Genomic DNA, 14,153 nt, shown 5'->3' on the forward strand with positions numbered 1-14,153 from the left:
GATGCTGGTGATCGGTTTGATGTCGGGGACGTCGTACGACGCGGTCGACGCGGCGGCGGCCGGGCTCCGGCTCGACGGTGACACGCTGCTGCTGCGGCCCCTGGGGATGGTGAGCAGCCCGTACGACGCCGGTCTGCGCGCGGCGCTCACGGGAGCGCTGCCGCCGGCCGCCGTACCGCTCGCCGAGGTGTGCCGGCTGGACACCGGCATCGGGCGGGCGTTCGCGGCGGCGGCGGTGCGGGCGGACCGTGAACTGTGCGGCGGGCGGGCGGAGTTGGTGGCCTCGCACGGGCAGACCGTGTATCACTGGGCGGCGGGCGGCCGGGTGCACGGCACGCTCCAGATCGGTCAGCCCGCCTGGATCGCGGAGGCGACCGGGCTGCCGGTGGTCGCCGATTTCCGGGCCCGGGACGTCGCGGCCGGCGGTCAGGGCGCGCCGCTGGTCAGCCTGGTCGATCTGTTGTGGCTGCGCGGCAGGCCGGGCCGGGCGGTGGCCCTGAACATCGGCGGCATCGCGAATCTGACCGCACCGGACGGGACGGCGTTCGACACCGGACCGGGCTGTGCGCTGCTGGACGCGGCGGTCCGGGAGTTCAGCGGCGGACGCGAGGCCTATGACGCGGACGGCGCGCTGGCCGGGCGCGGGCGGCCGGAGCGGCGGCTGCTGGACCGGCTGCTCGCGGACCCGTACTACGCGCTGCCACCGCCGAAGACGACCGGCAAGGAGGTGTTCCACGCCGGGTATCTGCGGTCGGCCGGGCTGTTCGACGGCATCCGTCCCGAGGACGCGCTGGCGACCCTCGCCCTGCTGACGGCCCGGACGGTCGCGGACGCGGTGCGGTCCGTCGGCGCCGGCGAGGTGATCGCGTCCGGCGGCGGCATCCGCAACCCGGTGCTGGTGAGGATGCTCCGGGAGGAGCTGGCGCCCGTGGCGGTGCGTGCCTCGGACGAGCTGGGGCTGCCGGGCGCCGCGAAGGAGGCGTACGCCTTCGCGGTCCTCGGCTTCCTGACCGCCCATGGCCTGCCCGGTACCGATCCGCGCAGCACGGGCGCCCGCCATCCGAGCGTGCTGGGGTCGCTGACCCCGGGCAGGGACGGGTTCCGGCTGCCGCCGGCGGCGTCGCGCGGGCCGGTGCGACTGGTGGTGGAGGGGGCGGACCGGGGGCCGTGACGAGGGCGGCCGGGCGGCCGCGGGGCGGAACCGACGGGGCGGATCATCTCGTCCGAGGGCGGGGACACGGGTCCTCTCATCGCGCTTTCACCGTCGCCTCATACGGTATGGGCATGACGCAGGTGACTCCCCCCGGGTGGTACCCCGACCCCGGGCAGACGAACGACGGTGCGCCCACCGAGCGCTGGTGGGACGGCAAGGCCTGGACGGACCGGACCCGCCCCGCCGGGACGGCCGCCCCGTGGGGTCCCCCGGCACAGCAGCCGACGCACCCGGCGGCGCCCTCCGTTCCCCCCGGGTACGGCGCACAGCCCGGTTATCCGCCGTATCCGGCCTACCCCGCTGCGGCCCGCAACGGGTCCCGGCGCCTGCGCACCGGCATAGCCGTCACGGTGGGGGTGGCGGTCCTGGCGAGCATCGCGGTCGGCGCGTGGGCGCTCGCCAAGAACCCCGACGGCCACGCCGACCGGGCCGGGACCCGGCAGGGAGCCGCGGGCGGGCAGGACGGCGGCCAGGGCGGCGGACCCGGCGGCTCGGGCGGCTTCGGCGGTCAGGGCGGGTCCGGGGGCGGATCCGGTGGGGCCTCGCCGTCGCCGGGTCAGCCCGAGGCGCCCAAGGTCAAGGGCGGCGGCACGGTGCCTGACCTGGCCAACGGGATCAGCCTGCCGGTGCCCCAGGGCTGGACCGGGCAGACGATCCGCCTCGGCGCGGAGGTGACCTCCGACGACTCCTACACGTGCCCGGGCAATCCCGCCCAGACCTGCACCCCCGGCGGCGCCTACACGGCTCCGGCGCGGGCACTGCGCATCAAGGGCGACACCGCGGAGGAGGTCGCCAAGGCGGACATCGCGGCGAACGCCAAGCAGTCCTACGGCGGGAGCACCTACGGCAGCATCACCTCGCACCAGGTGCTCGGCTCCGGGACGGTGACGGTGGCCGGGCAGAAGGGCTACATGGTGCGCTGGAAGGCGGTCACCAGCAAGGGCGCCGACGGATACGTCGAGTCGGTCGCCTTCCCCTCGCCCGACGACGCCCGGCAGATCGTGGTGGTGCGCTTCGGCATCGACGTCGGACAGAACACGTCGGTCATCGACGAGATCCTCAAGGGGATCAAGGTCTCGTCCGGGGGCGGGAACGGCCAGGACGTCTGATCCCGGCCCGCCCGCACATGATGTGGCCGGGCGGGGCTCCCCTCCGCTCAAGAGGAGCCCCACCCGGCCGGGGGTGCGCGCCGCCCCCGTCCCCACGGTGCGGCGCGGGCAGGTCGCCGTCGAGTCATCCCGTGAACGGCGACCTGAGTCCTATGTCAGCCCGAGCGCAGGCAGCACGGTGGCCTCCACGAACCGGGCGAGATAGTCGGCGTCGGCGTACTGGCCGCTGAGCACGGGCCTTACGCGCAGCACGCCGAAGATCATCGCGGGGATGTACTCCAGGGCCGGATGGTCCGCTCGCACCTCGCCCCGGGCCACACCCCGCGCGAGCATCTCCTGCAGCGCGGCGATCTCCGGATACACCAGCGCCTCGCGCAGCGCCCGGGCCAGTTCCTGGTCCGCCGTCACCGCGTGCCCGAGCGCCTGCAGCAGCCTGGTGTCCTTGCCGGACCAGTCACCCGCGGCCCGCGCGGCCTGGCGCAGGTCCTCGGCGAGCGATCCGGTGTCGATGCCGGCGAACCGCACCCGGCGGTTGGCCCGCAGTGCGGCCGCGACGAACTGGGGCTTGGTCTTCCACTGCCGGTAGAGCGTGGACTTGCTGCAGCGGGTGCTGGCGGCGACGCCCTCCATGGTGACCGACTCGTAGCCGCACTCGCGGATCTGCTCCAGCACGGCGTCGAAGAACTCCCGCTCACGCTCCGGCGTGATCTTGGAGCGGCGCGAGGCGACGACCGTCTCCGGTCCGTCCGCGGCCTGCGACGTCATGCGGTGCTTCCTCTCACTCGTGGGCCCTGGCCCTGTGTCTCCAGTGTGTCGCACATCAATCGATACGCCAGTGTACCGGTACCGAACCGTATCGGTACACTGGCGTATCGGTACGACAGCGTATCGATGATGTGCACACCCGCACCACCGTCAGCGAAGGGGCCGGGGGATGAATGCCCGAACCGAGCCTGCAGAGGCAGAAGCGGAGCCGGACGCGACCGCGCGTCCGGCGCTGATACGTGAGCTTCTGCTGGTCGCGGGGCTCTTCCTCGTCTACAAGCTCGGCCGGCAACTGGCCATCGGGCACACCGGGACCGCCTTCCACAACGCACACCGCGTGTGGGACCTGGAACGGACCCTGCATCTCCCGCACGAGAACGGCGTGCAGTCCGCACTGCTGCACGGCGACACCCTCGTCCGCCTCGCGAACACCTACTACGCCACCGTCCACTTCCCGGCGACGCTCGCCTTCCTGGTCTGGCTCTACCTCAGGAGGCCCGCCCACTATGTGTGGGCCCGCCGGGTCCTCGCCCTCGTCACCACCGCCGCGCTGGTGCTGCCGTTCACCTTCCCGCTCGCCCCGCCGCGGATGCTGACCGGTACGGGTCTGGTGGACACCGCCCGCCGGTACGGCCCGTCCGTGTACGGCCCGCCGGCCGGCGACCACCTGTCCAACCAGTTCGCGGCGATGCCGTCGCTGCACTTCGGCTGGGCGCTGATGGTGGCTGTCGGCCTGATCGCGGCCACCAGGTCCCGGTGGCGCCCGCTGTGGCTGCTGCACCCGCTGATCACCCTGCTGGTGATCGTGGGCACGGCGAACCACTACTGGCTCGACGCGCTCGTGGCCACGGCCATGCTCGGCATAGCCCTGGCCGTGGTCCGTCCGCCGCACCCGACGGCCACCGCGCCGGGAGGCGGTACCGGCCGGCTCGCGCCGCGCGAGCCCGTCCTCGCGGGAGCGGGCCGATGAGCGCCGCCGCCCTGGCCGCCGTAGCCCTCTGCCTCGTCTCGGCCGTCGCCTACGCGCTGGCCGCCGTCGCCCAGGAGCGCCTCGCCTCGCGCACCACCGGCACCGGCCTGCTGCGGCTGCTCGGCACCGGTGCCTGGTGGTCGGCGGTCGGCCTGAACGCGGCCGCCGCCCTGCTGCACGTCGTCGCCCTCAAGTACGGTCCGCTCACCCTCGTCCAGCCGCTGGGCGCGCTCACCCTGGTCGCGGCCGTGCCGCTCGGGGCGCGGGCGGCCGGACGCCGGGTCGGTACGGCGGAGTGGCGGGGTACGGCGCTGACGCTGCTCGGGCTCGCCGCACTGCTCGTCACCGCCTCGGGACCGGCGCCCGCACGGGTGCTGACCCTGACCGAGGCGCTGGCGGTCGCCGGTACGACCGCTGCCGCCATCGGCATGCTGTCGTGGCCCGGCGCCCGGCCGGGGCTCAGGCACGCGACGGCGTCCGGCTTCGCCTCCGGTGTCGCCTCGGCGCTGACCCAGACGGTGACCGTGGCGGCCACCGACCGCACCGGGCCGGGCCCGAGCACCGAGGTGATCGTCGTCGCCGTGCTCGTCGCCGCGTTCGCCGCCGGCGGGCTGCTGCTGTCCCAGACCGCCTACCGCGACGGCCTCGGCGCGCCGCTGGCGGTGGTCACCCTCACCAACCCGGTGGCGGCCGCGGTCATCGGGCTCACCCTGCTCGGCCAGGGCCTCAGGGGCGGCCCGGCCGGCGTCCTGCTGGCCCTCGCCGGGGCCGGCCTGGCGTCCTGGGGCGTGGTCCTGCTCACCCGGGGCACGCCGGATCCGGTGCAGCCGGTGCTTGAGGACGATGACCACCCCGTGGCCGCGGTGCTGGCGCTGGAGCCGGGCACGGCGACCGCCGAACCGGCGCTGGTGCCCCGGCAGCCGGAACAGCCGGGACACCTCACCTCGCTCTGACCGCCCGGGCTCCGCGGACACACGACGGCGGCCGGTGCGCGCGAACTGCGCAGGCACCGGCCGCCGTCGCCGTACTCCCCGTGTTCCGTTCTCCCCGTCGGGGCCCGCTCAGTTCCAGCCCCGCGAGTCCTGCTTCAGCGCGGTGTCGACGGTCAGGGCCGTCGCCACCACGAGGCTCAGCAGCGGCTCGGGCAGCTGGTAGTGGATCTGCAGGACGTAGTTGTCGGCGCTCGTGAAGAGCGTCTTGGCGAGGCCTTCCCAGGTCTTGGTGATCCGGGCCACCTCGTTGTCCGCGTGGTCGACGATGGCGAAGTTCCACGCCCGCCAGTTCTCCGCCTTGATCGCGCCGACCTGCTGGCCGTTCGCGTTCATCGCGAAGTTGATCTTCCCGATCATGTTCTGCTGGACGATCTCACCGACCTGCGAGCCGTCCGGGCGGGTCACGATGACCCGGGACTTGAAGATCTTCGCGGGGCGGGTCAGCAGCAGCTGCGGCTGCCCGTAGGCGTCGCGGATCTCCAGCTTGTGGGTCAGGAACTGGTCCCAGCTGGAGATGAAGCGGAAGATCTTCCTCAGCACGCCCTGGCCGACCTCGGTGACCGAGCCGATCTCGCGGCCGTTCTGATCCATGACCTTGTACTCGTTGGTCACCTCGATCAGCTTGGCCTTCTGGTTCACCACCAGGACGGGCTCGGTGAACAGGGTGCCGCCGCCGGGGCCGCCGGCCGCGACCCCGGCCTGCTGCTGCACCTGGCGCTGCACCTTGGGGTCGGCGGTCTGCGCCTGCGGGGCGCCGTAGTGCTGCGGAGCGGTCTGCTGTTGCGGAGCGGTCTGCTGCTGGGGCATCTGACCGGCGGGCGCCTGCGCCGGGTTGGTGTGCTCGGTCCACTGCGCGCCGTCCCAGTAGCGGAGCGTCTGCGGCGCTCCGTGCGGATCCGGGTACCAGCCTGCAGGAGTGTTCGATTGCGTGGTCACCGGGGCACACTACCCTGCTGTGACCGGTACCTGACCAGTCCGCACGGAGCGGTGTTCATCGCCCGTTCACTCCGCGGCGATGGCCGGGTCGCTGACGCCGGGGCGCCCGTTCTCGACGTGGCCGGCGAAGCCGCGCAGGAAGGCCGGGTCGCCGTCGCAGGTGACCGTCACGTCGTACCAGCGCTTGCTCGCCGTGAGGTCGACGGTGTGCCTGACCGTCGCGCCGGGCCGTACGGTCACGGTGGCCGGACTGCCGCCGTAGCCGCTCACGAGCCTCAGCCTCACCGTGCCGGCACCCTTGTTGGTGAAGGTGAGTTCCAGGTGGTCGCCCACGTGCCGGGCGGTCGCCTCGGGGCCCGCCGCCTTCCCCTTGCCCTTGAAGACGCGCAGGAAGCCGTTGGGGCCGTGCACGGCGAGGTCGTGGACGCCGCCGGAGTAGGCCGAGTTCCAGGTGTCGGACAGGGACTTGCCGGCCTGGGTGGTGTAGGTCCAGGGGCCGTCGGTGCGGTTGCCGGAGGTCACGAGGAAGGCGGCGCCCGCGTGCGCCCCCGAGGCGAACGTGAGCGTGAAGGTGCCGGCCGCCGTGTCCGCGGAACCGTCCACCACCGGGGCGTACTTCAGCGGGCGGGTGGGCCGGTGGCCGCGCTCCTGCCTGGGCAGGGAGGGGTTGGCGGGCGGCTTGGGCACGTAGTCGGGGTGACGGCCCCGGTCCCGCGGCTGATAGGCGGCCGTGGACGGCAGCGCGACCGGTTCGGTGTCCTTGCGGGAGAAGTCGAAGGCGCTGGTCAGGTCGCCGGTGACGGCGCGGCGCCAGGGCGAGACGTTCGGCTCCCGCACGCCGAAGCGGCGCTCGATGAACCGGATGATCGAGGTGTGGTCGAAGGTCTCGGAGCAGACGTAACCACCCTTGCTCCACGGCGAGACCACCAGCATCGGCACCCGCTGGCCGAGTCCGTAGGGACCGGCGACATGGCTCGCGTCGCCCTTGTACAGATCGAGGGAGGGATCGACGGTCGACTTGCCCTGGGCGCCCGAAGCCGGCGGGAAGGGCGGGACGACGTGGTCGAAGAAGCCGTCGTTCTCGTCGTACGTGATGAACAGCGCGGTCTTGGCCCACACCTCGGGGTCGGCGGTGAGCGCGTCGAGGACCTGGGAGATGTACCAGGCGCCGTAGTTGGCGGGCCAGTTGGGGTGCTCGGTGAAGGCCTCGGGGGCGACGACCCAGGAGACCTGCGGCAGCTTGCCGGCCTTCACGTCGGCCTTCAGCTGGTCGAAGAAGCCTTCGCCCTTCTTCGCGTCGGTGCCGGTGCGGGCCTTGTCGTACAGCGGGTCGCCGGGCTTGGCATTGCGGTACTGGTTGAAATAGAGCAGCGAGTTGTCGCCGTAGTTGCCGCGGTAGGCGTCGTCGATCCAGCCCCAGCCGCCGGCGGCGTCCAGGCCGTCGCCGACGTCCTGGTAGATCTTCCAGGAGACCCCGGCCTGCTCCAGGCGCTCCGGGTACGTCGTCCAGCCGTAGCCCTTCTCGTCGTTGCCGAGGACGGGGCCGCCGCCCTTGCCGTCGTTGCCGACGTAACCGGTCCACATGTAGTAGCGGTTCGGGTCGGTCGAGCCCATGAACGAGCAGTGGTAGGCGTCGCAGAGGGTGAAGGCGTCGGCGAGCGCGTAGTGGAACGGGATGTCCTCGCGGGTCAGGTACGCCATGGTCGTGGTGCCCTTGGCCGGCACCCACTTGTCGTACTTGCCCCCGTTGAAGGCGGCGTGCGTGTCCTGCCAGCCGTGCGGCAGGTCCTGGATGAAGGCCAGGCCCAGGTCGTCGGCGTCCGGATGGAAGGGCAGGATGTCCTTCGTGCCGTCGGACTGCTTCCAGACCGACCGGCCGTTCTGCGTGACGGAGCGGGGATCGCCGAAACCGCGGACGCCGCGGAGCGTGCCGAAGTAGTGGTCGAAGGATCGGTTCTCCTGCATGAGGACGACGATGTGCTCGACGTCCTGGACCGTCCCCGTGCGATGGTGCGCGGGCAGGGCCGCGGCGCGCTGGATACTGCCGGACAGCGCGGTGAACGCGGTGGTGGCGCCCGCGAGTTGAAGGAAACGGCGCCGGTTGACTTCGGCCATGGGTGTGAGGGTCCTCTCGTCCTGACGTACGTGATGCCGCCGTGATGCCGTACACATGACGGAATCTGCGCGGAGCGAGTGTTCCAAGAGCAGCAAACGTCAGGGAAGGGTCTGGTGGCGCCTGTGTGAAACTCGGCGGTCCGTGCGGTGCGCACCACGGGGGCATATGAGGCACCGGTCACCGAAGCCAACGCTCGTGGCGGGCCGGTGACTTCGGGCTACGGGGTGAACTGCCGTGCGAGGGCGCGGCCCAGTTCCAGCGGGTCCCGTTCGCCCAGCGCGTACAGGGCCATGGCGAGTTCGGGGGCGGCGAGGAGGGCCTCGCCTCCCGGGTCGCCGTGCGCGCGGGCGGCAAGGGCGAGGCCGGTCCAGGTCTCCGGGTCGCCCTCGCCCCGGACGATCCGGCTCCGGAAGGCGTCGAGCGCCTCTCCGGTGCGGCCCGTGACCAGGGCGACGTCCTCGGGGCGCGCGCCCTCGACGACGGCGCCGGGGGCTGCGCCGAAACGGTGGACGTCCTCGGGGTCGGCCAGCAGACGGCGCAGCAGCACCGCGCGCGTGTCCAAGCCACGCACCGGACGCCCGGGGACCAGTCTGGGGGTGGAAAGGCCCGGGGGCGGCGGGGCGCTCCGCGCGAGGGCCTCGGCGTACTCGCCAACCGCGTCCGGATCGGGCCGCAGATGATAGGCCCGCCAGGTCGCCCGGTGGTCGGCGGCGGCGAGTTCGGCTGCGGCGAGCGCGCGGGCGCCGACCGGTTCGGTGAGCCAGGGCCGGAGCGTTGCGGTCAGCTCGGCCACCAGCCTCCGTCCCAGCTCGGTGAGCTGGGGTGCGGCGGCGACGGAGTGCAGGGCGTGCGCGGTCTGGGTGCGCCACAGGGCGAACTCGAAGTGGGCGAGGGGGTGCTGACGGCGGCGCCAGAACCGGGTGACACCGTGGAAGGCGTACACACCCTGCAGCAGACCGCCGAGGGGGCGCGGGTCGTCGCGCCAGGGAGCGTAGTACCGCTGTTCGCCGGTGTCCTCGTGCAGGGTGAACAGGTGCATGAGCGCACTGAGTTTGCTGTGCTGGAACTCGTGCACGAGAGTCGAGGCGAACTGCTCGGCGTCGTCGGGGACGGACGCCAGCGCCGCGCCGAAGGCGTCCCCGGAGGAGGCGCTGTGCGGCCGGTACCGCTCGGCCCGCGGCCGGGGCACGACCACGGACAGCCCCCGTGCGATCGCCCGGGCCTCCTCGGCCCCGGTCTCCCTCAGCACCTCCCACGCCCCGGCGAACAGTTGTCGCCAGTCGTCGGCGGCGGGGAGCGGCTCGGGTACGGCGGGTGTGCGCAGGGTGCGGTAGGGGTCGAGGTCGTCGAGCACCAGGGTGCAGCCCTCGGCGGTCAGCTGGGTCAGGGGGTGCCAGCCGGGGCCGGGCACGGGCCGTGCGGCGACCGTGACGCGTCCTCCGCCTTCGGCGCGTACCTCGGCGGTCGACCAGGCGGCACCGTCGTCGTACGCCTCGGTGGTGTCCGGCTCGTGGCCGCCACCGTCCAGTCGCAGGGCCCCCAGGCAGGGCAGCACCACCCAGCCGCGCCGCACCGGCACGTCCGCACGGAACTCCAGCCCGGCCAGGATCGCCGCGCTCGCCGCGAGGGCCTGGAGGTGGCCGGTGTGCACCCACACAGGTGCGTCGTCCCGGGCGCTGCCACGCAGCCGGCGCAGGGTGTGGGCGGCCCAGGCGCCGGTCGCCGGGTAGGCCAGCACCCGCTCGGCCGCGGCCGGGTCGGCCGCCCCGGCCCGGACGAGCAACTGCCAGGCTTCGGCAGGCGGCGGCAGCGGGCCGGCGAGGTCCGGCGGTGGTGCGGTGTCCAGCACCGCACGGATGGCGAGCAGCCGCCAGCTGCGCTCGCTCGCCCTCAGGCCGGCCACGGTGTCCGGCCCGCCGGCACCGCAGAGCAGTTCGTCGAAGGCGGTGGCGGAAAGGACATGGGGCGGGGCGGCCGGGTGGGTCACGGAAGCCGGGTGGGTCACGGAAGAAGTCCCTGGGCCTCGCGCGGCGGCTGGTAGCCGCCGTAGCTGCCTTCACCGTCGTCGATCCGGCCGAGCAGCCGGCTCATGGAGGCGTCGGACGGCGGCAGTTGCGTCCCGGGCAAGTCGTCCAGCCGAACGCCACTGAGATCAACCAGCTCGGACTCGACTCCCGGCATGTGCATCGCGCTGTCCCTGTGTGTGGCATGAACTGGATCCGACGAAGAATGTCACTGAATACCACCTTTCGGCGGTATTCATACGACTTGATCGACTCTAGTGCACCGACACCCCACCCCACGGCCGCCGCACGGAAAGCCACCCGAAATGAGTGATCCCCGACGCCTTGCGGGTAGAACGCGAGCGTGACTGAACTCTTTTGCCACGCCGCGGCTTTGCCCTGTTCCGGGGCCGCTCCGCGGCGGACGGGCTGAGCCCGGTGCCGGAGCCGGACGGACGCCCCGGTCTGGACCCGCTCCGGGTGGCGGAGGTGATGGTCCGGGCGACGGGCGACGCCCGGGGTCCGGGCCGGCGCGGCTCCGGCTACCGGGTGGGTCCTGGCTGGGTGCTCACGGCCGCGCACGTCGTACAGGGCGCGGCCGAGGACGCTGTGCGGGTCCGGTTCGACGCCGACCGCCCCGACGAGTGGACCGCGCCGGCCCGGGTGGTTCTCGCCTCCGGCAAGGCGGACGTGGCACTCCTCGCCCTCACCGGTCCGCCGCCGCCCGGTCCGCACGCGGCACCGGCCGGCCCCCCGCTCTACGGCGACCTGCCGGACGCGGATCTGCACCTGCCGTGGAGCGCGCTGGGCTTTCCCCGCTTCAAGCTGCGCAAGGACCGGATGCGTCTGCTGGACGACGGTTCGCCCTCGCAGTACCGCGACTCCTGCCATGCACACGGGCTCACTTCGGTCCTCTCCAACCGTCGCGAAGGCACACTGGAGCTGGCGGTGACCCCGCCGGCCGCCGACCCGGATCCGCGGCGCTCGCCCTGGGAGGGGATGTCGGGGGCGGCCGTGTGGTACGACGGGCGGCTGGTCGGCCTGATCAGCACCCACCATCCGGCGGACGGGCTGGGCCGGCTCGCGGCCGTCCGGGTGAGCCGCTGGTACGCGCTGCTGAGCCCCGCCGAGCTGACCACCCTGCATACATACGCCGGACTGCCCCCGTCCCCGGCCGGCCTGTCCCGGGCGCCGGAGGTCACCGGGGCCTCACCGGCCCCGGCCGACCTGGCCCATCTGCCCTCCGACCTCCGGCTCGGCGAACTCGCCCCGCTGGCCGACGCCTTGGTCACCCTGCCGACCGTGGCCGACCGCACCACGCTCGACCTGGTGCTGTCCGGCATCGACCCGTCGATCGCGGCGATGAGCCCCCGCTCGCCCTCCCTGCGGCCGGACGTGTTCGGGATCCTGCGCACCTGCCTGCGCTATCCGGGAAGCCTGGACCAATTCCTGGAAGCGGTACGGCTGTTGGAGGACGGATCGGCCGGGGTGACGCTTCTGGACCGGGCTGCTTCGGCACTGTCCCGGCGCCACCGGTCCGGCCCGGACGCGGGGTGACCTGATATCGCGCGCCCGGCTGAGCGCGGGGTTTCATCGTCCGTGCGGCGGGTCATGATGAGGAGGATGTGAGCAGCCAGCATCCAAACACAGCCGGGGGAAGGGGTTTGGCCGCCATGGAGCCGACTGTGTCCGACGTGGAGTCCAGCCTGGTCGATCTCGCGGGGGTATCTCTTGAAACGCTGCGCTCCATGGACGACCGAGTCCTCGCGCCGTCGGTACGGGAGTTGCTGCCACAGATCGACCACCATCTGGCCAGCGTCAGCCAACTCGACGGCGGGGCCATGCGGTTCGACTGACGCGCACGGGGCCGCTCGTGAGCGCTGAGCCCTCCCTGCCCCATCATCGCCTGCCCGCCGCCGGCGTCCTGGAGCTGATCCGGGGCGAGGGCGGCTCGGAGACCCTGGACTTCCTCCTCGGGGCCGAGCGCAGCCGCCGCCTGCTGCTGTTGCGGATACTCGACGACATCACGGACCTCGGCCCCGCCTGGGACCTGATCAGCCGGGCGCAGCGCCACGCCCCCCAGGTCGTCGAGGATCTCCTGATGTACCCGCAGACGGGCATGTGGCTGGCCACCGTACTGCGTCGGCTGCGTGGCGCGGCAGCCGTGGAGGAGCCGCCGCTGTCGGTGGTGCTCGGCCATGCCGGCGCCCTGGCCGCCTCGGCGGGACTGCGCGCCGGTCTGGACTTCGCCATCGATGTGCCGGTGTGGCACGGCCGGGTACCCCTGCCGACGCTCGGCTGCGCGGTGCTGCCGGTGCGTGAGCCGTGGGGTACGGCCACCGTCCGGGCGCAGGACGGAAGGGCCGTACTGGAGGTGCCCGGTGCCACGGTCGCAGTACCGTTTCCGCCGGGTTCGTCCGGCCCGCACTGGCACCCTGTGCGACGGGTTGTCGTCGGGCCCGAGGGCCGGCGGCTCGACATCGCCCTGGACGATTCGGACCCCTACCGGACGTATCCGCCGCCGACCGAGCCCCAACCGCTGTCCGACGAAGCCGCGGCGCTGTGGCGGGAGTTCCTGGGGCGGGCTTGGGCCGTGCTGCTGGACGAGCAGCCCGCCACGGCCGACGCGATGCGCCGCAGTTGGCTCTCACTGACTCCCACAGCCGCAAGGGAAAGGTTTCGGCCGCGTAGCGTCACATCCGGGGACGCGTTCGGCGGTATCGAGGCCTCGGAACCGGACGACGCCACTCAGCTGGCCGTCACCCTCGTCCACGAGTTCCAGCACACGAAGCTCGGCGGCCTGCTGCACCTGGCCCCGTTGCTGACCCGCGACACCAGTGCATCCCCTCAGCTGTGGTACGCACCCTGGCGGGACGATCCGCGGCCGCTGGACGGACTGCTCCAAGGTATCTACGCCTTCATGGGGATCACCGCGTTCTGGCGTACGCACCGCGCCGCCGCAGCGGAAGGTGACGCCCTCGCGCACTTCGAGTTCGCCCTGTGGCGCATCCATGTGGCCACGGCGATGGAGCAGATACATCGCCACCCGCGCTTCACCCCGCTGGGCGCGGCGCTGCTGGAGGCGCTGCGCGAGCGAGCCGCGCAGTGGCAGTCCGAGCCGGTACCCGAGGACTGCCTGGCGCTGGCCCGGCTGTGCGCGCAGGACCGTCTCGCCCGCTGGCGCGCGCATCACCGGCAGCCTCCCGCTCCGGCGGTCGACGACGCGGTCCGCGCATGGCTGGACGGAGCGGACACGCCGCCCTCCTCGCTGGCGGCGGAACCCGGGACCGTGCCCGACCGGTCGGCCCGCTGGCTCGACAGTCTGTCGGTGCTCGCCCGCTACCGTCTCGCCGGCACGGACGACGACGGGACCCCACCCGACGCGGCCGAGAAGACGGCCGCCAGGGTCGCCGGTGCCCTGACCGCGGACGCACTGCTGGCCGCGGGCGACGCCACGGCGGCCCGGGACGCCTATGTGTCACACCTGGCCACCGATGCCTGCCCCGCCGGAGCCTGGGCGGGTCTCGGCCGCGCCCTCGCCATGGCGGGCACCGACACGGCGGCGGCCCGCCTGCTCTGCCACCACCCGGAGCGCGCCCGAGCCGTGCACCAGGCCCTCGTCCGCACCACCGGCACCGCCCCCGACCCGATCCACCTCGGCACCTGGCTCGGCTCGACCGAGCAGTGAGGCAACCGTCGTCGGCGACCGGCCTCGACTCGACCGCGAAGCAAGGCGACCCACCCCGCACCTGACCCCGCCCAACCGCAAAGGACGGCGGCCCACCCCCGCACCCGCCCACAGCCACGAACCACGACGACCGGCCTCGATGACCTGCCTCAACTCACCCACGAAGCAAGACGGCCCAGCCCAGCCACACAGCAAGGCGCCCCACCCCTGCACCCGGCCGGCTCAACCCCGAACCACGACGACCGGCCACGGTGACCTGCCTCAACTCAACCCGAAACAAGACGGCCCGCTTCCCTGTCCGGCCCGGCTCGACCACGCGCAAGGCCGTCCGTCACGGTGACTGCCGTCCGGGTAGGCGGAG

At 73.1% G+C, this 14,153-nt stretch carries 12 protein-coding genes; 7 read left to right on the forward strand and 5 right to left on the reverse strand.

Annotation, left to right across the window (positions count from 1 at the left end; genetic code table 11):
* Position 1: 1 nt before the first annotated feature.
* Both ACZ41I_RS11345 and ACZ41I_RS11350 read left to right on the forward strand, forming a co-directional pair.
* Complete coding sequence (locus tag ACZ41I_RS11345; RefSeq protein WP_468513921.1) at positions 2 to 1,171, forward strand: anhydro-N-acetylmuramic acid kinase; 1,170 nt, start codon at positions 2 to 4, stop codon at positions 1,169 to 1,171.
* Between the two features lie 113 nt (positions 1,172 to 1,284).
* A complete protein-coding gene (locus ACZ41I_RS11350; RefSeq protein WP_468513922.1) occupies positions 1,285 to 2,322 on the forward strand; it encodes a DUF2510 domain-containing protein in 1,038 nt (345 codons plus the stop codon).
* A 150-nt stretch (positions 2,323 to 2,472) separates the two neighbouring features.
* Here ACZ41I_RS11350 and ACZ41I_RS11355 read toward each other — a convergent pair whose 3' ends face one another.
* Positions 2,473 to 3,087: a TetR/AcrR family transcriptional regulator gene (locus ACZ41I_RS11355; RefSeq protein ID WP_363217505.1), complete on the reverse strand. Its 615-nt coding sequence runs from the start codon at positions 3,085 to 3,087 to the stop codon at positions 2,473 to 2,475.
* A 169-nt stretch (positions 3,088 to 3,256) separates the two neighbouring features.
* On the opposite strand from ACZ41I_RS11355, the gene ACZ41I_RS11360 reads away from it, so the two are divergent.
* Together ACZ41I_RS11360 and ACZ41I_RS11365 are read left to right on the forward strand one after the other, a co-directional pair.
* A complete protein-coding gene (locus tag ACZ41I_RS11360) occupies positions 3,257 to 4,057 on the forward strand; it encodes a phosphatase PAP2 family protein (protein ID WP_468513923.1) in 801 nt (266 codons plus the stop codon).
* Entirely contained in the window at positions 4,054 to 5,010 is a 957-nt protein-coding gene (locus tag ACZ41I_RS11365; protein ID WP_468319060.1) for a DMT family protein, read from the forward strand. Before ACZ41I_RS11360 ends, ACZ41I_RS11365 begins: the two co-directional genes overlap by 4 nt.
* 108 nt (positions 5,011 to 5,118) lie before the next feature.
* Here ACZ41I_RS11365 and ACZ41I_RS11370 read toward each other — a convergent pair whose 3' ends face one another.
* The 4 genes from ACZ41I_RS11370 to ACZ41I_RS11385 all read right to left on the reverse strand — a co-directional run bounded on the left by ACZ41I_RS11370 (position 5,119) and on the right by ACZ41I_RS11385 (position 10,288).
* Complete coding sequence (locus tag ACZ41I_RS11370; protein ID WP_363217508.1) at positions 5,119 to 5,985, reverse strand: LURP-one-related family protein; 867 nt, start codon at positions 5,983 to 5,985, stop codon at positions 5,119 to 5,121.
* Between the two features lie 66 nt (positions 5,986 to 6,051).
* Positions 6,052 to 8,100 (reverse strand): phosphocholine-specific phospholipase C, encoded by a 2,049-nt coding sequence (locus ACZ41I_RS11375; protein ID WP_468319064.1) that lies wholly within the window; start codon positions 8,098 to 8,100, stop codon positions 6,052 to 6,054.
* Positions 8,101 to 8,318: 218 nt separating this feature from the next.
* Positions 8,319 to 10,106: an HEXXH motif domain-containing protein gene (locus ACZ41I_RS11380; RefSeq protein ID WP_468513924.1), complete on the reverse strand. Its 1,788-nt coding sequence runs from the start codon at positions 10,104 to 10,106 to the stop codon at positions 8,319 to 8,321.
* Positions 10,103 to 10,288 carry a hypothetical protein gene (locus tag ACZ41I_RS11385; RefSeq protein WP_363218477.1) on the reverse strand — a complete coding sequence of 62 codons (186 nt, stop codon included), beginning with the start codon at positions 10,286 to 10,288 and terminating at the stop codon, positions 10,103 to 10,105. Before ACZ41I_RS11385 ends, ACZ41I_RS11380 begins: the two co-directional genes overlap by 4 nt.
* 254 nt (positions 10,289 to 10,542) lie before the next feature.
* On the opposite strand from ACZ41I_RS11385, the gene ACZ41I_RS11390 reads away from it, so the two are divergent.
* From ACZ41I_RS11390 to ACZ41I_RS11400, 3 genes are all read left to right on the forward strand, one after another.
* Positions 10,543 to 11,661, forward strand: a complete 1,119-nt coding sequence (locus ACZ41I_RS11390) for an effector-associated domain 2-containing protein (protein WP_468513925.1) — start codon at positions 10,543 to 10,545, stop codon at positions 11,659 to 11,661.
* Between the two features lie 116 nt (positions 11,662 to 11,777).
* Positions 11,778 to 11,960 carry a hypothetical protein gene (locus ACZ41I_RS11395; protein WP_399765850.1) on the forward strand — a complete coding sequence of 61 codons (183 nt, stop codon included), beginning with the start codon at positions 11,778 to 11,780 and terminating at the stop codon, positions 11,958 to 11,960.
* Between the two features lie 17 nt (positions 11,961 to 11,977).
* The gene (locus ACZ41I_RS11400; RefSeq protein ID WP_468513926.1) at positions 11,978 to 13,792 is read left to right on the forward strand and encodes an HEXXH motif domain-containing protein; all 1,815 of its coding nucleotides are present in this window, start codon (positions 11,978 to 11,980) and stop codon (positions 13,790 to 13,792) included.
* Positions 13,793 to 14,153: the final 361 nt, after the last annotated feature.

The sequence above is a fragment of the Streptomyces sp. NPDC030799 genome (assembly GCF_055572255.1).